The organism is Salmonella sp. A29-2 (assembly GCF_020150755.1).
Lineage (GTDB): Bacteria > Pseudomonadota > Gammaproteobacteria > Enterobacterales > Enterobacteriaceae > Salmonella > Salmonella enterica.
In genome coordinates this window covers 448158-468098 of the sequence record NZ_CP083731.1, presented here as the reverse complement: position 1 = coordinate 468098, position 19941 = coordinate 448158, and the positions used below count along the sequence as shown (strand labels likewise).

At 51.3% G+C, this 19941-nt stretch carries 20 protein-coding genes, 2 tRNA genes, 4 rRNA genes and 1 pseudogene; 7 read left to right on the top strand and 20 right to left on the bottom strand.

Annotation, left to right across the window (positions count from 1 at the left end):
• Positions 1-177: 177 nt before the first annotated feature.
• Positions 178-399: a membrane protein gene (locus tag K8W53_RS02245; protein ID WP_000825645.1), complete on the top strand. Its 222-nt coding sequence runs from the start codon at positions 178-180 to the stop codon at positions 397-399.
• 784 nt (positions 400-1183) lie between these two features.
• Here the strand turns inward: K8W53_RS02245 and rrf (K8W53_RS02240) are convergent.
• The 7 genes from rrf (K8W53_RS02240) to K8W53_RS02210 all read right to left on the bottom strand — a co-directional run bounded on the left by rrf (K8W53_RS02240) (position 1184) and on the right by K8W53_RS02210 (position 6943).
• Positions 1184-1299 (bottom strand): 5S ribosomal RNA (gene rrf / locus K8W53_RS02240).
• Between the two features lie 39 nt (positions 1300-1338).
• Positions 1339-1414 (bottom strand) — tRNA-Thr (locus K8W53_RS02235).
• Positions 1415-1428: 14 nt separating this feature from the next.
• Positions 1429-1544: ribosomal RNA gene (gene rrf, locus K8W53_RS02230) — 5S ribosomal RNA — on the bottom strand.
• Between the two features lie 198 nt (positions 1545-1742).
• Positions 1743-4649, bottom strand: a 23S ribosomal RNA gene (locus K8W53_RS02225).
• 232 nt (positions 4650-4881) lie between these two features.
• Positions 4882-4957: transfer RNA gene (locus K8W53_RS02220), tRNA-Glu, on the bottom strand.
• Positions 4958-5042: 85 nt separating this feature from the next.
• Positions 5043-6584 (bottom strand): 16S ribosomal RNA (locus K8W53_RS02215).
• The 16S, 23S and 5S rRNA genes sit together here with 2 tRNA genes alongside, the layout of an rRNA operon.
• Before the next feature lie 206 nt (positions 6585-6790).
• On the bottom strand, positions 6791-6943 hold the full coding sequence (locus K8W53_RS02210) for a hypothetical protein (protein WP_000795911.1): 153 nt from the start codon (positions 6941-6943) through the stop codon (positions 6791-6793).
• Between the two features lie 113 nt (positions 6944-7056).
• Here K8W53_RS02210 and K8W53_RS02205 point away from each other — a divergent pair, with 113 nt between their 5' ends.
• Positions 7057-7611: a gamma carbonic anhydrase family protein gene (locus K8W53_RS02205; RefSeq protein WP_001285635.1), complete on the top strand. Its 555-nt coding sequence runs from the start codon at positions 7057-7059 to the stop codon at positions 7609-7611.
• Here K8W53_RS02205 and K8W53_RS02200 read toward each other — a convergent pair.
• The 6 genes from K8W53_RS02200 to dprA are packed head-to-tail and all read right to left on the bottom strand — an operon-like array spanning position 7587 to position 11379.
• On the bottom strand, positions 7587-7844 hold the full coding sequence (locus tag K8W53_RS02200; RefSeq protein WP_001070576.1) for a DUF1488 domain-containing protein: 258 nt from the start codon (positions 7842-7844) through the stop codon (positions 7587-7589). The genes K8W53_RS02205 and K8W53_RS02200 overlap by 25 nt on opposite strands.
• Positions 7841-8659: a shikimate dehydrogenase gene (gene aroE, locus K8W53_RS02195; protein ID WP_000451202.1), complete on the bottom strand. Its 819-nt coding sequence runs from the start codon at positions 8657-8659 to the stop codon at positions 7841-7843. The genes K8W53_RS02200 and aroE overlap by 4 nt, the downstream gene beginning before the upstream one ends.
• Before the next feature lie 4 nt (positions 8660-8663).
• Positions 8664-9236: an L-threonylcarbamoyladenylate synthase type 1 TsaC gene (tsaC, locus tag K8W53_RS02190; RefSeq protein WP_001650846.1), complete on the bottom strand. Its 573-nt coding sequence runs from the start codon at positions 9234-9236 to the stop codon at positions 8664-8666.
• A gap of 4 nt (positions 9237-9240) precedes the next feature.
• Positions 9241-9783, bottom strand: a complete 543-nt coding sequence (locus tag K8W53_RS02185) for a type I DNA topoisomerase (protein WP_001129708.1) — start codon at positions 9781-9783, stop codon at positions 9241-9243.
• Positions 9784-9809: 26 nt separating this feature from the next.
• The gene (gene smg / locus K8W53_RS02180; RefSeq protein ID WP_000460663.1) at positions 9810-10283 is read right to left on the bottom strand and encodes a DUF494 family protein Smg; all 474 of its coding nucleotides are present in this window, start codon (positions 10281-10283) and stop codon (positions 9810-9812) included.
• Positions 10255-11379, bottom strand: coding sequence for a DNA-protecting protein DprA (dprA, locus tag K8W53_RS02175; RefSeq protein WP_000124529.1), 1125 nt, complete (start codon positions 11377-11379; stop codon positions 10255-10257). Before dprA ends, smg begins: the two co-directional genes overlap by 29 nt.
• Positions 11380-11510: 131 nt before the next feature.
• Here dprA and def point away from each other — a divergent pair, with 131 nt between their 5' ends.
• The 5 genes from def (at position 11511) to mscL (ending at position 16277) form a co-directional block, all read left to right on the top strand.
• Positions 11511-12020: a peptide deformylase gene (gene def, locus K8W53_RS02170; protein WP_000114987.1), complete on the top strand. Its 510-nt coding sequence runs from the start codon at positions 11511-11513 to the stop codon at positions 12018-12020.
• A gap of 15 nt (positions 12021-12035) precedes the next feature.
• Entirely contained in the window at positions 12036-12983 is a 948-nt protein-coding gene (gene fmt / locus K8W53_RS02165; RefSeq protein WP_001285165.1) for a methionyl-tRNA formyltransferase, read from the top strand.
• Between the two features lie 51 nt (positions 12984-13034).
• Positions 13035-14324: a 16S rRNA (cytosine(967)-C(5))-methyltransferase RsmB gene (gene rsmB, locus K8W53_RS02160; protein WP_023224017.1), complete on the top strand. Its 1290-nt coding sequence runs from the start codon at positions 13035-13037 to the stop codon at positions 14322-14324.
• A gap of 21 nt (positions 14325-14345) precedes the next feature.
• Positions 14346-15722, top strand: coding sequence for a Trk system potassium transporter TrkA (gene trkA / locus K8W53_RS02155; protein WP_000691374.1), 1377 nt, complete (start codon positions 14346-14348; stop codon positions 15720-15722).
• A 141-nt stretch (positions 15723-15863) separates the two neighbouring features.
• Complete coding sequence (gene mscL / locus K8W53_RS02150; protein WP_000008119.1) at positions 15864-16277, top strand: large-conductance mechanosensitive channel protein MscL; 414 nt, start codon at positions 15864-15866, stop codon at positions 16275-16277.
• Between the two features lies 1 nt (position 16278).
• Here the strand turns inward: mscL and K8W53_RS02145 are convergent.
• The 7 genes and pseudogenes from K8W53_RS02145 to rpsK all read right to left on the bottom strand — a co-directional run.
• Positions 16279-16482, bottom strand: a pseudogene (locus tag K8W53_RS02145) (alternative ribosome-rescue factor A); the annotation flags it as partial.
• Between the two features lie 57 nt (positions 16483-16539).
• The gene (zntR, locus tag K8W53_RS02140; RefSeq protein WP_000285585.1) at positions 16540-16965 is read right to left on the bottom strand and encodes a Zn(2+)-responsive transcriptional regulator; all 426 of its coding nucleotides are present in this window, start codon (positions 16963-16965) and stop codon (positions 16540-16542) included.
• 10 nt (positions 16966-16975) lie between these two features.
• The gene (locus K8W53_RS02135) at positions 16976-17344 is read right to left on the bottom strand and encodes a DUF1992 domain-containing protein (protein WP_000266515.1); all 369 of its coding nucleotides are present in this window, start codon (positions 17342-17344) and stop codon (positions 16976-16978) included.
• Between the two features lie 107 nt (positions 17345-17451).
• Positions 17452-17835, bottom strand: coding sequence for a 50S ribosomal protein L17 (gene rplQ, locus K8W53_RS02130; RefSeq protein WP_001216370.1), 384 nt, complete (start codon positions 17833-17835; stop codon positions 17452-17454).
• 40 nt (positions 17836-17875) lie between these two features.
• A complete protein-coding gene (locus tag K8W53_RS02125; protein WP_001162094.1) occupies positions 17876-18865 on the bottom strand; it encodes a DNA-directed RNA polymerase subunit alpha in 990 nt (329 codons plus the stop codon).
• A gap of 25 nt (positions 18866-18890) precedes the next feature.
• Positions 18891-19511, bottom strand: coding sequence for a 30S ribosomal protein S4 (rpsD, locus tag K8W53_RS02120; RefSeq protein ID WP_000135226.1), 621 nt, complete (start codon positions 19509-19511; stop codon positions 18891-18893).
• A gap of 33 nt (positions 19512-19544) precedes the next feature.
• The gene (gene rpsK, locus K8W53_RS02115) at positions 19545-19934 is read right to left on the bottom strand and encodes a 30S ribosomal protein S11 (RefSeq protein WP_001029758.1); all 390 of its coding nucleotides are present in this window, start codon (positions 19932-19934) and stop codon (positions 19545-19547) included.
• Between the last annotated feature and the right edge of the window lie 7 nt (positions 19935-19941).

Sequence of the window (19941 nt, the reverse complement as noted above, 5' to 3'; positions counted from 1 at the left end):
TCCCCCTCTCCGCTTACCTCTGCATTCTCCATAGTTTTTACAATTCACATGAATTGAGATGATTCCTCATGTCGGCCATTTTTTCTGTGGTGGTAAAATAACTCTCGTTTTCGCAGCGGTTAGAGCCAGCATTTACGTTGCTGTACTTCGCGAAACGCTGATTAATGAGGTAACACCATGAAAAGACTAATTCCAGTTGCATTGCTTACCACCTTATTGGCAGGTTGTGCACATGATTCTCCCTGCGTACCGGTTTATGACGATCAAGGGCGACTGGTTCATACCAATACATGTATGAAAGGTACAACGCAGGATAACTGGGAGACAGCAGGCGCTATTGCTGGCGGCGCTGCGGCGGTAGCAGGGTTGACGATGGGTATCATTGCGCTTTCTAAATGATACATGCAGGCGCGGCAATGCCGCGCTTTCAGTAATAATATAAAGGTCGTAAGGATACTCAGCGACGTAATCTATTCAGCCTATCCCCCGAAAGTTAACACGATAAAACGCTCTCTTTTCTTACTCGCCCATCCCGATGGTATTTATTCTATTCCTTGTCCGATGCAGACAAAATTGTAGCTTGATAGCATCGTAAGCCGCATTACAAACACGCTTTATACAGTAAGACTTAGAGCGTGGTCATTAGGCATAAATTATTACAGACAGTCTGGATATAAACCGGAGCATACACGTAATACATGAGGATTTTGAGCACTGTCCCAGGGCCAAACTGGCAAATAAAATAGCCTAATGGACCAGATTCTTAGTCCTCAGCGAATATCTCTATTGCTTATTAGAGGCGTAAGTAAAAGCCGTTTGTACATCTACTTCAGCACGGTTCACATTCGATGGTTCAGGCGGATATATGGCGGGAAATCACGTTGACTAAAACGGTTTTTATCCACTCTACGAAGATGTTTAAAACGCGTCGGCGTCATTATCCGATAACTTTTTCCATAGAGAGATAAATGCAAAAAGGCCCAGTCTTTCGATTGGGCCCTTTGCTTTATTTGATGTCTGGCAGTTTATGGCGGGCGTCCTGCCCACCACCCTACGGGCCGTTGCTGCGCAACGTTCAAATCCGCTCCCGGCGGATTTGTCCTCCTCAGGAGACTACTCACCGACAAACAACAGATAAAACAAAAGGCCCAGTCTTTCGACTGAGCCTTTTGTTTTATTTGATGTCTGGCAGTTCCCTACTCTCGCATGGGGAGACCCCACACTACCATCGGCGCTACGGCGTTTCACTTCTGAGTTCGGCATGGGGTCAGGTGGGACCACCGCGCTACTGCCGCCAGACAAATTCTTTTTCAAATGCCGAACTTTAACCGTATTAAGTGGTGCTGATACCCAGAGTCGAACTGGGGACCTCACCCTTACCAAGGGTGCGCTCTACCAACTGAGCCATATCAGCACACTAAATTTGATGCCTGGCAGTTCCCTACTCTCGCATGGGGAGACCCCACACTACCATCGGCGCTACGGCGTTTCACTTCTGAGTTCGGCATGGGGTCAGGTGGGACCACCGCGCTAGTGCCGCCAGGCAAATTCTTTTATGCTCAGTACGCAATTCTTTATCGCATCAGCGGCGTTGCCTGCATTCGCAAAGTCAGTCACATACTTCTGTATGCGCCTTCCTTTCCTTCGCTTGCCGCCTTGCCGCTGCGCAAATTATTGCGTACTCAACTCTGAATCAGTACTGAAAATCATCTCTCAATCCGCCAAAACATCTTCGGCGTTGTAAGGTTAAGCCTCACGGTTCATTAGTACCGGTTAGCTCAACGCATCGCTGCGCTTACACACCCGGCCTATCAACGTCGTCGTCTTCAACGTTCCTTCAGGAGACTCTAAGTCTCAGGGAGAACTCATCTCGGGGCAAGTTTCGTGCTTAGATGCTTTCAGCACTTATCTCTTCCGCATTTAGCTACCGGGCAGTGCCATTGGCATGACAACCCGAACACCAGTGATGCGTCCACTCCGGTCCTCTCGTACTAGGAGCAGCCCCCCTCAGTTCTCCAGCGCCCACGGCAGATAGGGACCGAACTGTCTCACGACGTTCTAAACCCAGCTCGCGTACCACTTTAAATGGCGAACAGCCATACCCTTGGGACCTACTTCAGCCCCAGGATGTGATGAGCCGACATCGAGGTGCCAAACACCGCCGTCGATATGAACTCTTGGGCGGTATCAGCCTGTTATCCCCGGAGTACCTTTTATCCGTTGAGCGATGGCCCTTCCATTCAGAACCACCGGATCACTATGACCTGCTTTCGCACCTGCTCGCGCCGTCACGCTCGCAGTCAAGCTGGCTTATGCCATTGCACTAACCTCCTGATGTCCGACCAGGATTAGCCAACCTTCGTGCTCCTCCGTTACTCTTTAGGAGGAGACCGCCCCAGTCAAACTACCCACCAGACACTGTCCGCAACCCGGATTACGGGTCCACGTTAGAACATCAAACATTAAAGGGTGGTATTTCAAGGTCGGCTCCATGCAGACTGGCGTCCACACTTCAAAGCCTCCCACCTATCCTACACATCAAGGCTCAATGTTCAGTGTCAAGCTATAGTAAAGGTTCACGGGGTCTTTCCGTCTTGCCGCGGGTACACTGCATCTTCACAGCGAGTTCAATTTCACTGAGTCTCGGGTGGAGACAGCCTGGCCATCATTACGCCATTCGTGCAGGTCGGAACTTACCCGACAAGGAATTTCGCTACCTTAGGACCGTTATAGTTACGGCCGCCGTTTACCGGGGCTTCGATCAGGAGCTTCGCTTGCGCTGACCCCATCAATTAACCTTCCGGCACCGGGCAGGCGTCACACCGTATACGTCCACTTTCGTGTTTGCACAGTGCTGTGTTTTTAATAAACAGTTGCAGCCAGCTGGTATCTTCGACTGACTTCAGCTCCATGAGTAAATCACTTCACCTACGTGTCAGCGTGCCTTCTCCCGAAGTTACGGCACCATTTTGCCTAGTTCCTTCACCCGAGTTCTCTCAAGCGCCTTGGTATTCTCTACCTGACCACCTGTGTCGGTTTGGGGTACGATTTGATGTTACCTGATGCTTAGAGGCTTTTCCTGGAAGCAGGGCATTTGTTGCTTCAGCACCGTAGTGCCTCGTCGTCACGCCTCAGTGTTAAAGTGAACCGGATTTACCTGGAACACACACCTACACGCTTAAACCGGGACAACCGTCGCCCGGCCAACATAGCCTTCTCCGTCCCCCCTTCGCAGTAACACCAAGTACGGGAATATTAACCCGTTTCCCATCGACTACGCCTTTCGGCCTCGCCTTAGGGGTCGACTCACCCTGCCCCGATTAACGTTGGACAGGAACCCTTGGTCTTCCGGCGAGCGGGCTTTTCACCCGCTTTATCGTTACTTATGTCAGCATTCGCACTTCTGATACCTCCAGCATCCCTCACGGGACACCTTCGCAGGCTTACAGAACGCTCCCCTACCCAACAACACACAGTGTCGCTGCCGCAGCTTCGGTGCATGGTTTAGCCCCGTTACATCTTCCGCGCAGGCCGACTCGACCAGTGAGCTATTACGCTTTCTTTAAATGATGGCTGCTTCTAAGCCAACATCCTGGCTGTCTGGGCCTTCCCACATCGTTTCCCACTTAACCATGACTTTGGGACCTTAGCTGGCGGTCTGGGTTGTTTCCCTCTTCACGACGGACGTTAGCACCCGCCGTGTGTCTCCCGTGATAACATTCTCCGGTATTCGCAGTTTGCATCGGGTTGGTAAGCCGGGATGGCCCCCTAGCCGAAACAGTGCTCTACCCCCGGAGATGAATTCACGAGGCGCTACCTAAATAGCTTTCGGGGAGAACCAGCTATCTCCCGGTTTGATTGGCCTTTCACCCCCAGCCACAGGTCATCCGCTAATTTTTCAACATTAGTCGGTTCGGTCCTCCAGTTAGTGTTACCCAACCTTCAACCTGCCCATGGCTAGATCACCGGGTTTCGGGTCTATACCCTGCAACTTAACGCCCAATTAAGACTCGGTTTCCCTCCGGCTCCCCTATTCGGTTAACCTTGCTACAGAATATAAGTCGCTGACCCATTATACAAAAGGTACGCAGTCACACAGGTAAACCTGTGCTCCCACTGCTTGTACGTACACGGTTTCAGGTTCTTTTTCACTCCCCTCGCCGGGGTTCTTTTCGCCTTTCCCTCACGGTACTGGTTCACTATCGGTCAGTCAGGAGTATTTAGCCTTGGAGGATGGTCCCCCCATATTCAGACAGGATACCACGTGTCCCGCCCTACTCATCGAGCTCACAGCACATGCGCTTTTGTGTACGGGGCTGTCACCCTGTATCGCGCGCCTTTCCAGACGCTTCCACTAACACACATGCTGATTCAGGCTCTGGGCTCCTCCCCGTTCGCTCGCCGCTACTGGGGGAATCTCGGTTGATTTCTTTTCCTCGGGGTACTTAGATGTTTCAGTTCCCCCGGTTCGCCTCATTAACCTATGGATTCAGTTAATGATAGTGTGACGAGTCACACTGGGTTTCCCCATTCGGGTATCGCCGGTTATAACGGTTCATATCACCTTACCGGCGCTTATCGCAGATTAGCACGCCCTTCATCGCCTCTGACTGCCAGGGCATCCACCGTGTACGCTTAGTCGCTTAACCTCACAACCCGAAGATGTTTCTTACGATTCATCATCGTGTTGCGAAAATTTGAGAGACTCACGAACAACTTTCGTTGTTCTGTGTTTCAATTTTCAGCTTGATCCAGATTTTTAAAGAGCAAATATCTCAAACGTGACTCGTAAGTCAGTTTTGAGATATTAAGGCAGGTGACTTTCACTCACAAACCAGCAAGTGGCGTCCCCTGGAGGTTTGACCTCATCAGTTTGAACGCTGGCGTCCCCTAGGGGATTCGAACCCCTGTTACCGCCGTGAAAGGGCGGTGTCCTGGGCCTCTAGACGAAGGGGACACTGAAGTCTCAATCGCAAGACGCCTTGCTATTCACTTTTCATCAGACAATCTGTGTGAGCACTGCAAAGTACGCTTCTTTAAGGTAAGGAGGTGATCCAACCGCAGGTTCCCCTACGGTTACCTTGTTACGACTTCACCCCAGTCATGAATCACAAAGTGGTAAGCGCCCTCCCGAAGGTTAAGCTACCTACTTCTTTTGCAACCCACTCCCATGGTGTGACGGGCGGTGTGTACAAGGCCCGGGAACGTATTCACCGTGGCATTCTGATCCACGATTACTAGCGATTCCGACTTCATGGAGTCGAGTTGCAGACTCCAATCCGGACTACGACGCACTTTATGAGGTCCGCTTGCTCTCGCGAGGTCGCTTCTCTTTGTATGCGCCATTGTAGCACGTGTGTAGCCCTGGTCGTAAGGGCCATGATGACTTGACGTCATCCCCACCTTCCTCCAGTTTATCACTGGCAGTCTCCTTTGAGTTCCCGACCTAATCGCTGGCAACAAAGGATAAGGGTTGCGCTCGTTGCGGGACTTAACCCAACATTTCACAACACGAGCTGACGACAGCCATGCAGCACCTGTCTCACAGTTCCCGAAGGCACCAATCCATCTCTGGAAAGTTCTGTGGATGTCAAGACCAGGTAAGGTTCTTCGCGTTGCATCGAATTAAACCACATGCTCCACCGCTTGTGCGGGCCCCCGTCAATTCATTTGAGTTTTAACCTTGCGGCCGTACTCCCCAGGCGGTCTACTTAACGCGTTAGCTCCGGAAGCCACGCCTCAAGGGCACAACCTCCAAGTAGACATCGTTTACGGCGTGGACTACCAGGGTATCTAATCCTGTTTGCTCCCCACGCTTTCGCACCTGAGCGTCAGTCTTTGTCCAGGGGGCCGCCTTCGCCACCGGTATTCCTCCAGATCTCTACGCATTTCACCGCTACACCTGGAATTCTACCCCCCTCTACAAGACTCAAGCCTGCCAGTTTCGAATGCAGTTCCCAGGTTGAGCCCGGGGATTTCACATCCGACTTGACAGACCGCCTGCGTGCGCTTTACGCCCAGTAATTCCGATTAACGCTTGCACCCTCCGTATTACCGCGGCTGCTGGCACGGAGTTAGCCGGTGCTTCTTCTGCGGGTAACGTCAATTGCTGCGGTTATTAACCACAACACCTTCCTCCCCGCTGAAAGTACTTTACAACCCGAAGGCCTTCTTCATACACGCGGCATGGCTGCATCAGGCTTGCGCCCATTGTGCAATATTCCCCACTGCTGCCTCCCGTAGGAGTCTGGACCGTGTCTCAGTTCCAGTGTGGCTGGTCATCCTCTCAGACCAGCTAGGGATCGTCGCCTTGGTGAGCCGTTACCTCACCAACAAGCTAATCCCATCTGGGCACATCTGATGGCAAGAGGCCCGAAGGTCCCCCTCTTTGGTCTTGCGACGTTATGCGGTATTAGCCACCGTTTCCAGTAGTTATCCCCCTCCATCAGGCAGTTTCCCAGACATTACTCACCCGTCCGCCACTCGTCAGCAAAGCAGCAAGCTGCTTCCTGTTACCGTTCGACTTGCATGTGTTAGGCCTGCCGCCAGCGTTCAATCTGAGCCATGATCAAACTCTTCAATTTAAAAGTTTGATGCTCAAAGAATTAAACTTCGTAATGAATTACGCGTTCACTCTTGAGACTTGGTATTCATTTTTCGTCCGAGGACGTCAAGAATCCGTATCTTCGAGTGCCCACACAGATTGTCTGATAAATTGTTAAAGAGCAGTGCAACGCGGCTTTCGCTCACCGTTGCGAGGTGGCGTATATTACGCTTTCCTCTTTCAGAGTCAACCCTGAATTTCAGGATTTTTCTCTTCAACCGACCGGCTGTTTGTGTGAAGTGATTCACATCCGCCGTGTCGATGGAGGCGCATTATAGGGATCCCATTTTTTTGCACAAGCGTTTTTTGGATCTTTTTTTCTGTTTGTTGATTTTTCATCCCTTTCGCTCCATTCCTGCGCAAAGTGGCGATTTTTTGATGCTATCTCCCCTTGCACAACGCCATTAAAGCAACCAAAGTCTTCATGACTATTCATTTATGATGAGGTAGACATGTCTGACACATTACGTCCTTATAAGGATCTTTTTCCTGAAATCGGTCAGCGCGTGATGATCGATACCAGCAGCGTGGTTATTGGCGATGTCCGTCTGGCGGATGATGTCGGGATCTGGCCGCTTGTGGTGATTCGCGGCGATGTGAATTACGTTGCGATAGGGGCTCGTACGAACATTCAGGATGGCAGCGTTCTTCACGTAACCCACAAGTCTCCATCCAATCCACACGGCAACCCATTAATCATTGGCGAAGACGTTACCGTTGGCCATAAAGTTATGCTGCACGGCTGTACCATCGGTAACCGCGTACTGGTCGGTATGGGCTCCATTGTGCTGGATGGCGCGATAATAGAAGATGACGTAATGATTGGCGCGGGAAGCCTGGTGCCACAGCACAAACGGCTGGAAAGTGGCTATTTATATCTTGGCAGTCCGGTAAAACAGATCCGCCCCCTAAGCGATGCTGAGAGATCGGGCCTGCAGTACTCTGCCAATAACTATGTAAAATGGAAAGACGACTATCTTTCTCAGGATAACCATATCCAACCGTGATCGTCTTCCTGCTGGGCCAGGATTAATGCTTCAGCCTCTTCTTCCAGGTCCCAGCGATACTCACGAAAAATGGTCAGCCATTGCTCCGCTGTTTCTCCACCAAAGCGATACGCCAGTACATCTTTTTTTATTGCACACGTGAGTTGCATCCCATTAACCAGGGCGGGAAAGATGACAGCGCTGGCGGCAGTATCCCATTCTTCGCGATCAGGAAATTGTATGGCCTGGTTCACGCTAATAATTCCTGCTGTAGCAGCTCAATCACTGGCTCGACCTGCGGTAATACACCGTGCCAAAGCAAAACGGCATGTGCAGCCTGCCCCACCAGCATTCCCAGCCCATCTGCGTAGCGTTTTGCGCCCTGTTGTACACACCAGGAGAGAAATGGCGTATTCCCTTTTTGATAGAACATGTCATAGCAACAGAGGGAAGGGTGAATAAGTGACGCCGGAATCGCCGGGATTTCGCCCCGTATGCCGCTGGAGGTCGCATTAATAATCAGGTCAAACTCACAACCATCCAGCTTGTCCATATCCATGGCATGAACGCTGCCGGTATGAGCAAAGATTTTCGCCAACGCTTCGGCACGTGAAGCTGTACGGTTAGTGATAGTGACCGCGCAATCCAAAGAAAGCAGAGGTAACAGCACGCCCCGGGATGCGCCGCCCGCGCCAATCAGCAAAATACGCCATCCTGGGCGGATAAAATTTAAACGTTTGAGATCGCTTAATAAACCGATACCGTCAGTATTGTCGCCAAGCAAACGACCATCTTCCAGCCGTTTTAATGTGTTGACGGCTCCCGCCAGCGATGCTCGTTCCGTTAACTCATCCGATCGCGCAAACGCCTCCTCTTTAAAAGGTACTGTGATGTTTGCGCCTTTTCCCCCTGCCGCGAAAAAGGCATCAAGCGTATTAATGAAATTATTAATAGGGGCCAGCACGCGACCATAGGGGTGAACAATATCTAGCTGCTGAGCAAATTGCTGATGAATAAATGGCGATTTGCTGTGCGCAATCGGATTTCCAAAAACAGCATAGGTTTCCATCATATTACCCCTGTCGAAACAGTTCGCCCGTCAGAGCATCGCGAATTTCTGAAGGATTTAAACGCCCACCCGTTGCGCCTTCAACCACCGGAAAATCATCACCAAATTGCGCACGCACCTCTTCAACGGTACGGCATGGCGGTAATCCGCTCAGATTAGCGCTGGTGGAAACCAGCGGTTTGCCATACGCATTGCATAGCGCGACCACCAGCGGGTGGTTGGTAACACGAACGGCCAGGGAATCAAAACGTCCCGTGAGCCACCGCGGCGTTGTCGCGGGCGCAGGAAAAACAAACGTTACCGGCCCGGGCCAGCAATCAAATACTGCTTTACGCTGTGCGGCGGTAAGTATGCTGTCATCAACATAAGGTTTTAACTGCTCAAAGCTGGCGGCAATCAAAATGAGTCCCTTATCGACGGGCCGTTGTTTTAACGCCAACAGGCGCGTAACGGCTGTTTCACTATCGGGATCGCAGCCGACGCCGAAAACGGCTTCTGTTGGATAAGCGATGACATTTTCTTTATTCAGGAGATCTACCGCTGCGGCGATAGATCCTGTTGGCAGGTTATTATTCACTTGTTTATTCCACCGGAACCGGCTTTCCACATTGTTTACTGGCGCAAAAGCGCTTCACGCCCTGCGCGGTTTTCTTTTCGATGAGTAGCGGATAATGGCACTCGGGGCATTCCCCCGCAACCGGTGTGAAGTTAATGACGAACTGACATTCCGGGTAGCGATCGCAGGAATGAAAGATTTTACCGTAACGAGAACGGCGCTGGACCAAATGTCCTTGCTGGCAGGCTGGACAGGCAATCGCCGTTTCATCCGGTTTATCAATAACCACTGTATGTTCACATTGCGGATACTGACTGCATCCGATGAACATGCCAAAGCGCCCCTGACGCAGCACCAGTACGGCGCCACACTCAGGACACAGTTGCCCCTCCAGAATTTTAACGATATGCCCGTCCGCCTGACTTTTCAGCGGACGAACATAATCGCATTCCGGATAGCGAGAACAGCCGAGAAACGGACCATGTTTCCCGGAACGAATTACCAGTTCGGCCCCGCACTGCGGGCAGGGCTCATTTTTACGCACCGAAAACAGTGCTGATTTAGCCATATTCACTCATGCAGCATTAACACCTATCAATGCAGCATACCTTCATTTACCTCAAAGAGTAATTCTTCCATTTGCTGATAGGCGTTTTCACAGCCCGGAATGTTGAATAACACCATCAAAATAACCCATTTCAAGTCTTCCAGGTCAAACTCTGCGGTATCCAGCGCCAGCACACGCTCAATCACCATTTCTCGTGTTTCGAGGTTTAGCACCTGAATCTGCTCAAGGAATAACAGGAACCCCCGGCAACTGGCATCAAGCCTTTCACACTCTTCAACCGTATAAATGCGCATTGAAAGAGGGTCGGAAGCAAGTTGCATGGGTTCCGCGAGGCCATCCTGATAGTCAGCGAGTTTTTCCAGCCACAGCAGCGCATTGTAGATGTCTTCGCGATCAAACCCAGCGTCGGTGAGATCACGCTCCAGTCTGTCCTGATCCACGCGCAGCTCGGCTTCGTTATGGATGTATGTTTCAAACAAATACATTAGTACGTCGAACATGGCTTGCCCTCCTTAATCGGACATAGCCGCCGGGTACAGCTGCGATCCATCCTGCTAACTCCAGTTCGAGTAGCTGAGCCACTACCGCTGGCACAGGTTGGCCGGCACGTTCAGCGACGACGTCAACAGGTGTTACCTCATCTCCTACGTTAGCCAGGAGCTCAGGAAATGGCAATGCCGCCTCATCCTGATTTAGTGAATAAAGTGAATTTTCCGCCGTAGTTGGCAACCAGTGTAAGCCGTATTGCAAATTTTCCAGAATATCCTCCGGCGTCGTCACAAGCGTGGCCCCTTGTTTAATTAACCAGTGCGTGCCTTCGCTTCCCGGACTACCGATAGGACCTGGTAATGCAAAAACGTCCCGTCCCTGTTCAAGCGCGCAGCGCGCCGTCACCAACGAACCGCTACGCAACGCCGCCTCAATCACCAGCACGCCTTTGCTCAGTCCGCTGATGATACGGTTTCTGCGAGGAAAATGTTGCGGTAGCGGAGGCGTTGAAAGCGGAAATTCTGAGACCACTGCGCCGCCGGTAGCAATCAAGTTTTCAGCCAGCATGGCATGTCGGCGAGGATAAATCTTTGCCAAGCCATTCCCTAACACCGCTACACTTTTTCCCCCCATACTCACCGCGGCGTTGTGTGCTACGCCATCAATTCCCCGGGCAAGGCCGCTGGTGATCGTCAAACCGCTTTTCGCAAGGCTTTCGCAAAGCAGACGTCCCCAACGTTCTCCATACCAGGAGTGGCTCCGGCTCCCTACGACGGCAAGTTGGCAGGTATGCAGACAGGCAGGATCGCCGTCAATAAAAATAGCGCCGGGATAATCGTCAATAGCACGCAGTTGGGGAGGATAAATTTCACTATCCGCACACAGAAAATGGTGCTGCGGTAGTTCAAGCCAGCGTAACGTCTCATCAAGCACACCTGCTGGAAGCTGTAAAAAACGTTCAGCTTGCCGCGCGGTAAGACCAGCCTCCTGAAGGTGCGTGCGATTTATCTGAGGCTGGCGAATAAGCGAATTCGCCATGTTCAACATCGCCTCGCCATAAAGGTCGCCGACGTACATTAAACGTAACCAAATTTCGGTACGGGCCATCCTTTCCCTCCCCTGCCACAAGCAGTCTGAACAATCTTTGCGATTGGTCACTGATGCTGTCAATCAGGTGGGGATTTGTCTAGAATAGAGGTAATAATCTTTTCAACTCCTGAACACAACTCTGGATAATTATGTCAGTTTTGCAAGTGTTACATATTCCGGACGAGCGCCTTCGCAAAGTCGCAAAGCCGGTTGAAGAAGTGAATGCAGAAATTCAGCGTATCGTCGATGATATGTTCGAAACGATGTACGCGGAAGAAGGTATCGGTCTGGCCGCAACGCAGGTCGATATCCACCAGCGGATCATCGTGATTGACGTTTCGGAAAACCGCGACGAGCGCCTGGTACTCATTAACCCGGAATTGCTGGAGAAAAGTGGCGAAACGGGTATAGAAGAAGGCTGTCTGTCGATTCCGGAACAGCGCGCTTTAGTGCCGCGCGCCGAGAAAGTGAAAATCCGCGCGCTGGATCGCGACGGCAACCCGTTTGAGCTTGAAGCGGATGGTTTGCTGGCAATTTGCATTCAGCATGAGATGGATCATCTGGTCGGTAAACTGTTTATCGATTATTTGTCGCCGCTGAAGCAACAACGTATTCGTCAGAAAGTAGAAAAACTCGACCGCCTGAACGCCCGGGCTTAAAGGACAAGAACCAACGTGTCAGATTCACTACGTATTATTTTTGCGGGTACACCTGACTTTGCAGCGCGTCATCTCGACGCGCTGTTAACTTCTGGACATAACGTTGTCGGCGTATTTACCCAACCCGATCGTCCAGCAGGTCGCGGCAAAAAGTTGATGCCCAGCCCGGTAAAAGTGCTGGCGGAAGAAAAAGGCCTGCCCGTTTTCCAGCCCGTGTCGCTTCGTCCTCAGGAAAACCAGCATCTGGTTGCTGACTTACATGCCGACGTCATGGTTGTCGTAGCATATGGCCTGATTCTCCCAAAGGCAGTGCTGGATATGCCCCGTCTCGGATGTATCAACGTTCACGGTTCGCTGCTTCCACGCTGGCGCGGCGCGGCGCCTATTCAGCGCTCACTCTGGGCAGGCGATGCGGAAACCGGCGTCACAATTATGCAGATGGATGTAGGGCTGGATACCGGCGACATGCTGTATAAACTTGCGTGCCCGATTACCGCAGAAGATACCAGTGGCTCACTGTATAATAAGTTGGCTGAACTTGGCCCGCAGGGGTTAATTACCACACTAAAACAACTGGCGGACGGCACAGCGACGCCTGAAGCGCAGAATGAAGCGCTGGTCACTCATGCGGAAAAGCTCAGTAAAGAAGAAGCGCGTATCGACTGGTCTCTCTCCGCAGCACAGCTGGAGCGTTGCATTCGCGCCTTTAATCCGTGGCCAATGAGCTGGCTGGAAATCGACGGTCAGCCGGTAAAAGTCTGGCAGGCGTCCGTCATTGAGGACGCCACGCAGTCGCTGCCGGGAACCATTCTGGCCGCGACGAAACAGGGCATTCAGGTTGCAACAGGCAAGGGGATATTAAATTTGCTTTCGCTTCAGCCTGCCGGCAAAAAAGCGATGAGCGCCCAGGATCTGTTAAATTCACGCAGGGAATGGTTTATTCCTGGTAACCGTCTTGCCTGACGGTCACGTCTTTATAAGCCCGGTGTTACCGGGCATTTTTATTTTATACATATGAAAAAACAAAACAATTTACGTAGTCTGGCGGCACAGGCCGTTGAACAGGTCGTCGAGCAGGGACAATCATTAAGTAATGTGCTCCCGCCGCTGCAACAAAAAGTCGCCGATAAAGACAAAGCGCTACTTCAGGAGCTGTGCTTTGGCGTCCTGCGCACCCTTTCACAGCTGGAATGGCTGATCAATAAGCTGATGTCTCGTCCAATGACCGGCAAGCAGCGTACAGTGCATTACTTAATTATGGTCGGCTTTTATCAGTTGCTGTACACCCGCGTTCCTCCCCATGCGGCGCTGGCTGAAACCGTTGAAGGCGCGGTCGCCATCAAACGTCCGCAGTTGAAAGGGTTAATTAACGGCGTCCTGCGCCAGTTCCAGCGCCAGCAGGAAACGTTGCTTAATGAGTTTGCGACCAGCGATGCGCGCTTTTTACATCCAGGTTGGCTGGTAAAGCGTTTGCAAAATGCTTACCCCACACAGTGGCAACGCATTATTGAAGCGAATAACCAGCGTCCACCGATGTGGCTACGTGTAAATCGTACACACCACACCCGCGACGGTTGGCTTGGCTTACTTGAAGACGCAGGCATGAAGGGATATCCCCATCCCGATTATCCCGACGCTGTACGTCTGGAAACGCCAGCTCCGGTACATGCTTTACCCGGTTTTGCTGAGGGTTGGGTAACTGTCCAGGATGCCTCTGCGCAGGGATGTGCGGTTTTTCTCGCTCCTCAGAACGGTGAGCACATTTTAGACTTGTGCGCCGCGCCCGGCGGTAAAACCACGCATATTCTCGAAGTGGCCCCCGAAGCAGACGTGTTGGCGGTTGATATTGATGAACAACGACTCTCCCGCGTTTACGACAACCTAAAGCGTCTTGGGATGAAAGCGACAGTTAAACAAGGGGATGGACGTTATCCCGCCCAATGGTGCGGCGAGCAGCAGTTTGACCGTATTCTGCTGGATGCGCCCTGCTCCGCAACCGGCGTCATTCGCCGTCATCCAGATATCAAATGGCTGCGTCGCGATCGCGATATCGCGGAACTGGCGCAATTACAGGCGGAAATTCTTGATGCCGTCTGGCCGCGCCTGAAGCCTGGCGGGACGCTGGTTTACGCCACCTGTTCCGTACTGCCGGAAGAAAACCGCGATCAGATCAAAACCTTTTTGCAACGCACTCCCGATGCCGCGCTCAGCGAAACGGGAACACCTGATCAGCCAGGACAGCAAAATCTGCCGGGCAGCGAAGAAGGTGATGGGTTCTTTTACGCTAAGCTAATCAAGAAGTGATGAGATAACGGGCCACGACTGATGAAAATTATCATACTGGGCGCAGGGCAAGTTGGCGGAACACTGGCGGAAAACCTGGTCGGCGAAAACAACGACATCACGGTGGTTGATACCAACGGCGAACGGTTACGCAGTTTGCAAGATAAGTTCGATCTACGCGTAGTTCAGGGGCATGGTTCGCATCCCCGCGTGTTGCGCGAAGCGGGCGCTGACGATGCGGATATGCTGGTCGCTGTCACCAGTTCAGATGAAACTAATATGGTTGCCTGCCAGGTAGCCTATTCACTCTTCAACACTCCAAACCGTATCGCCCGCATTCGCTCCCCGGACTATGTTCGCGATGCGGATAAACTCTTTCATTCTGAAGCGGTTCCGATTGATCATCTGATCGCGCCGGAGCAGTTGGTTATCGATAATATTTATCGTCTGATCGAGTATCCGGGAGCATTACAGGTTGTAAACTTTGCTGAAGGGAAAGTCAGTCTGGCAGTAGTAAAAGCCTACTATGGCGGTCCACTAATAGGTAACGCGCTCTCGACAATGCGAGAACATATGCCGCATATCGATACCCGCGTTGCCGCAATTTTCCGTCATGACAGACCAATCCGTCCTCAGGGCTCAACTATCGTGGAAGCAGGGGATGAAGTCTTCTTTATTGCGGCTTCACAGCATATCCGTGCAGTAATGAGCGAATTACAGCGTCTGGAAAAACCCTACAAGCGCATCATGCTGGTGGGCGGCGGCAACATCGGCGCCGGGCTGGCAAGGCGTCTGGAAAAAGACTATAGCGTTAAATTGATCGAACGCGATCAACAACGCGCCGCAGAACTGGCTGAGAAACTGCAAAACACGATCGTCTTTTTTGGCGACGCCTCCGATCAGGAATTGCTGGCGGAGGAGCATATTGATCAGGTCGATCTCTTTATCGCGGTCACTAACGATGATGAAGCCAATATCATGTCCGCGATGTTGGCCAAGCGGATGGGCGCCAAAAAAGTGATGGTGCTGATTCAGCGCCGCGCTTATGTCGATCTTGTGCAGGGTAGCGTTATAGATATTGCGATTTCTCCGCAGCAGGCCACCATCTCTGCATTACTGAGCCATGTGCGTAAAGCGGATATCGTCGGCGTTTCCTCACTACGTCGCGGGGTTGCCGAAGCCATCGAAGCCGTCGCGCACGGCGATGAAAGCACTTCCCGCGTGGTTGGCCGCGTCATTGACGAAATTAAACTGCCGCCAGGCACCATTATTGGCGCGGTCGTTCGCGGTAATGATGTCATGATTGCTAATGACAATTTGCGCATTGAACAAGGCGATCACGTCATTATGTTTTTGACCGATAAAAAGTTTATTACCGACGTCGAACGTCTGTTCCAGCCAAGTCCTTTCTTCCTCTAATTTAAGGGGCGCTCATTCAGCGCCCTTTTTAATTCCCTTTATTTATCAAGGTTTAATTTATTTCGCTAAACAGAAGCCGTAAATGGAAAATGCCTTAGCATTTGTTAAACTTATAACGTCAGCTGCATAGGGAGAATAAAAATGAGTTTTATTAAAGAATTTCGCGAATTCGCGATGCGCGGGAATGTTGTGGATTTGGCAGTGGGTGTCATTATTGGCGCGGCATTCGGTAAGATTGTTTCTTCACTGGTTGCCGATATCATTATGCCACCGTTGGGATTGTTAATCGGCGGGATCGACTTTAAACAATTTGCTTTTACGTTACGCGAAGCGCAGGGAGATATTCCGGCGGTCGTCATGCATTACGGCGTGTTTATCCAGAACGTATTTGATTTTGTGATTGTGGCCTTTGCTATCTTTGTTGCCATTAAGCTTATCAACAGACTCAACCGTAAAAAAGCAGAAGAGCCGGCAGCCCCGCCAGCGCCTTCTAAAGAGGAAGTGTTATTGGGCGAAATCCGCGATCTGCTGAAAGAACAAAATAACCGTTCTTAATAAGCAGAAGGCCAGTGGTAAAAAAGTCACTTACTTTCTTGCCACTGGCCTCCCAGTTCCCTCGATTACCGTGTTTACCTTTACGCAGATAACTTCCTTTGCCTTTCTTATTTTTTTCAACGCGTTGCCTGAAAAGGGGATCGTGTAACAATGCCTCGATGGCATTGTCCTTTATCTGCCCTTTCTTATGTTGATAACGGCTCATAATGTCTCCCGATTGTATAAATTAACGGCGCGAGTGTAGCCCCGCCGGTTCAATAAATCAACATCCTGATTTCGCCCCACTGGCCCCCTGTTCCAGGGCTTCCAGAATGGAACAATAGACGCTACTGTGGGCCGTTCCGCAACAAGCATCATTAAGCCTTTGTAACGAACGCTGCATCGTTTGCAGTTCCGCAATCCTGGCTTCAACCTCCTGCAATCGCTCTTGCACAATACTTTTTGACTCCTGACAGGTATGGTGCTCAGGATCAATTCTGATCGATAAAAGCTCGCGGATCGAGTCGAGCGTGAAACCCAACTGTCGCGCATAACGAATAAACTTGAGACGCTGCAGATCGTTTTCGGTATACAGACGAAACCCGCCTTCAGTACGTACCTCATGATCCATCATCTGCTGTTTTTCATAGTAGCGAATGGTATCAGGCGTTACGTCTGCCAGCTTTGCCAGCTCACCAATGCGATACATACAAGCTCCGTTAATTATCGTTGATTTTATGCAGCAGTTTTTCTGCATACTCACCGTGTAAAAAGTCGGTACTCAACCCAGCCTGCCGAAGTTTTAGTTCAAGCAGCGAGAGCTGGCGACTAACCTGATGGTATCGAGGGTCATCTTCCCGGATACTGTTGAGGATATCAAGTAACTGAATAGCGTCTCTGCGCTGCTCCAGTTCAGGGGGAAGACAGCCCGCATTCTTGAGTAAGCGATAACCCGCACGAAGTTCCGCCGGCACATGAGAATCATCATCCAGAATAAGCGGCTCGCCACGGCCAGGCAAATTATCAAACTCGCCTTTACGCTGTGCCTCGATAATATGACGCTCTGCCCACTGGTCAAGTAACCACATACGTCGCTCCAGGGATTGAACGAAAAGAATACAATTATTGTAGATATGTGGGGTTCAGGAGGGTATAAAAAAACCCGCCGAAGCGGGTTTTTTTACGTTACTACAGATTACTCTGCAGCAGCTTCTGTTTTCTCTGAACGATCAACCAGCTCGATGTATGCCATCGGCGCGTTGTCGCCTGCACGGAAGCCACACTTCAGAATGCGAGTGTAACCACCGGCGCGGCTCGCGAAACGCGGGCCCAGCTCGTTAAACAGTTTTGCCACGATCTCGTTATCACGAGTACGGGCGAATGCCAGACGACGATTAGCAACGCTATCAGTCTTGGCAAGAGTAATCAGCGGCTCAACTACGCGACGCAGCTCTTTCGCTTTAGGCAGGGTCGTCTTGATGATTTCATGACGAACCAGTGAACCTGCCATGTTGCGGAACATAGCCTGGCGATGGCTGCTGTTGCGGTTCAGTTGACGACCACTCTTACGATGGCGCATGACCTTATCCTTCTCAGTAAAACCTTAACCTGTGATCCGGTTACTCGTCAGCGATGCTTGCCGGTGGCCAGTTTTCCAGGCGCATACCCAGAGACAGTCCACGGGAAGCCAGCACGTCTTTAATCTCGGTAAGAGATTTTTTACCCAGGTTAGGCGTCTTAAGAAGCTCAACCTCGGTACGCTGTACCAGATCACCGATATAGTGGATAGCTTCTGCCTTGAGGCAGTTAGCAGAGCGGACAGTCAATTCCAGATCGTCAACAGGGCGCAGCAGGATCGGATCGAATTCTGGTTTCTCTTCTTTCACTTCCGGTTGACGTACATCACGTAAATCAACGAAAGCTTCCAGTTGTTCAGCCAGGATGGTTGCCGCACGACGAATCGCCTCTTCAGGATCGATTGTGCCGTTGGTTTCCATTTCGATGACCAGCTTGTCCAGGTCGGTACGCTGTTCTACACGCGCTGCTTCAACATTGTAGGCAATACGCTCTACAGGGCTGTAGCAGGCGTCGACCAGCAGACGGCCGATTGGGCGCTCATCTTCTTCCGAATGAATTCGGGTAGAAGCCGGCACATAACCACGACCGCGCTGAACTTTGATACGCATACTAATAGACGCGTTTTCATCGGTCAGGTGGCAGATCACGTGCTGCGGCTTGACGATTTCGACATCCCCATCATGGGTGATATCGGCTGCAGTCACAGGGCCAATGCCAGATTTATTCAAGGTAAGAATAACTTCATCTTTACCCTGAACTCTCACCGCCAGCCCTTTCAGGTTGAGCAGGATTTCCAGGATGTCTTCCTGAACGCCTTCTTTGGTGCTGTACTCATGTAGTACACCATCAATCTCAACCTCGGTCACCGCGCAACCCGGCATCGATGAGAGCAGAATACGGCGCAGTGCGTTACCCAGAGTATGGCCGAAGCCACGCTCTAAAGGCTCAAGGGTCACCTTGGCGTGCGTCGAACTCACTTGCTCGATATCTACCAGGCGCGGTTTTAGAAACTCTGTCACAGAACCCTGCATTGTGTCCTCTCTTTGGTACTAAGCTTTACTTGGAGTAAAGCTCGACGATCAGGTGTTCGTTAATGTCCGCAGACAGATCAGAACGCTCAGGCTTACGCTTGTACGTACCTTCCATCTTGCCAGCATCAACTTCCAGCCAGGTTGGCTTTTCACGCTGCTCAGCCAGCTCCAGAGCGGCTTTCACGCGAGACTGCTTCTTCGCTTTCTCACGAATGCTAACAACGTCATTCGGACTAACCTGATAAGAAGCGATGTTAACAACACGACCGTTTACCATAATTGCTTTATGGCTAACCAGCTGACGTGCTTCTGCACGAGTGGCGCCGAAGCCCATACGGTATACAACGTTGTCCAGACGACCTTCCAGCAGAGCCAACAGGTTTTCACCGGTGTTGCCTTTCAGACGTGCTGCTTCTTTGTAGTAGTTACGGAACTGACGCTCCAGCACACCGTAAATGCGGCGAACTTTTTGCTTTTCACGCAACTGCACACCATAGTCAGACAGACGCGGCTTACGCGCACCGTGCTGGCCAGGAGCTTGTTCAATTTTACACTTGGTATCGATCGCGCGAACGCCAGACTTAAGGAATAAGTCGGTGCCCTCACGACGGCTCAGCTTGAGCTTAGGACCCAAATATCTTGCCATTTTCTTTCTCCAACTAACCTGGAAAACGAAGCGTTATACGCGACGTTTTTTCGGCGGACGACAACCGTTATGAGGGATCGGAGTCACATCAGTAATATTAGTGATGCGGAAACCAGCGGCGTTCAGAGCACGAATAGTAGATTCGCGGCCTGGACCCGGACCTTTAACCATAACTTCCAGATTCTTGATACCGTATTCTTTCACGGCGTCAGCGCAACGCTCTGCTGCAACCTGAGCTGCAAACGGAGTGGATTTGCGAGAACCACGGAAACCGGAACCACCGGCTGTTGCCCAACCCAGCGCATTACCCTGACGATCGGTAATAGTCACGATGGTGTTGTTGAAAGAAGCATGGATATGAGCCACGCCGTCAGAGACTTGTTTTCTTACACGTTTACGTGCGCGAACTGGTGCCTTTGCCATTATTCAA

What these genes read in the sequence shown, in the direction of transcription:
- K8W53_RS02245 (WP_000825645.1), top strand. Translation starts at nt 178, where the DNA reads ATGAAAAGACTAATTCCAGTTGCATTGCTTACCACCTTATTGGCAGGT.
- K8W53_RS02210 (WP_000795911.1), bottom strand. Translation starts at nt 6,943, where the DNA reads ATGAAAAATCAACAAACAGAAAAAAAGATCCAAAAAACGCTTGTGCAA.
- K8W53_RS02205 (WP_001285635.1), top strand. Translation starts at nt 7,057, where the DNA reads ATGTCTGACACATTACGTCCTTATAAGGATCTTTTTCCTGAAATCGGT.
- aroE (WP_000451202.1), bottom strand. Translation starts at nt 8,659, where the DNA reads ATGGAAACCTATGCTGTTTTTGGAAATCCGATTGCGCACAGCAAATCG.
- K8W53_RS02185 (WP_001129708.1), bottom strand. Translation starts at nt 9,783, where the DNA reads ATGGCTAAATCAGCACTGTTTTCGGTGCGTAAAAATGAGCCCTGCCCG.
- smg (WP_000460663.1), bottom strand. Translation starts at nt 10,283, where the DNA reads ATGTTCGACGTACTAATGTATTTGTTTGAAACATACATCCATAACGAA.
- dprA (WP_000124529.1), bottom strand. Translation starts at nt 11,379, where the DNA reads ATGGCCCGTACCGAAATTTGGTTACGTTTAATGTACGTCGGCGACCTT.
- def (WP_000114987.1), top strand. Translation starts at nt 11,511, where the DNA reads ATGTCAGTTTTGCAAGTGTTACATATTCCGGACGAGCGCCTTCGCAAA.
- rsmB (WP_023224017.1), top strand. Translation starts at nt 13,035, where the DNA reads ATGAAAAAACAAAACAATTTACGTAGTCTGGCGGCACAGGCCGTTGAA.
- trkA (WP_000691374.1), top strand. Translation starts at nt 14,346, where the DNA reads ATGAAAATTATCATACTGGGCGCAGGGCAAGTTGGCGGAACACTGGCG.
- mscL (WP_000008119.1), top strand. Translation starts at nt 15,864, where the DNA reads ATGAGTTTTATTAAAGAATTTCGCGAATTCGCGATGCGCGGGAATGTT.
- zntR (WP_000285585.1), bottom strand. Translation starts at nt 16,965, where the DNA reads ATGTATCGCATTGGTGAGCTGGCAAAGCTGGCAGACGTAACGCCTGAT.
- K8W53_RS02135 (WP_000266515.1), bottom strand. Translation starts at nt 17,344, where the DNA reads ATGTGGTTACTTGACCAGTGGGCAGAGCGTCATATTATCGAGGCACAG.
- rplQ (WP_001216370.1), bottom strand. Translation starts at nt 17,835, where the DNA reads ATGCGCCATCGTAAGAGTGGTCGTCAACTGAACCGCAACAGCAGCCAT.
- K8W53_RS02125 (WP_001162094.1), bottom strand. Translation starts at nt 18,865, where the DNA reads ATGCAGGGTTCTGTGACAGAGTTTCTAAAACCGCGCCTGGTAGATATC.
- rpsD (WP_000135226.1), bottom strand. Translation starts at nt 19,511, where the DNA reads ATGGCAAGATATTTGGGTCCTAAGCTCAAGCTGAGCCGTCGTGAGGGC.
- rpsK (WP_001029758.1), bottom strand. Translation starts at nt 19,934, where the DNA reads ATGGCAAAGGCACCAGTTCGCGCACGTAAACGTGTAAGAAAACAAGTC.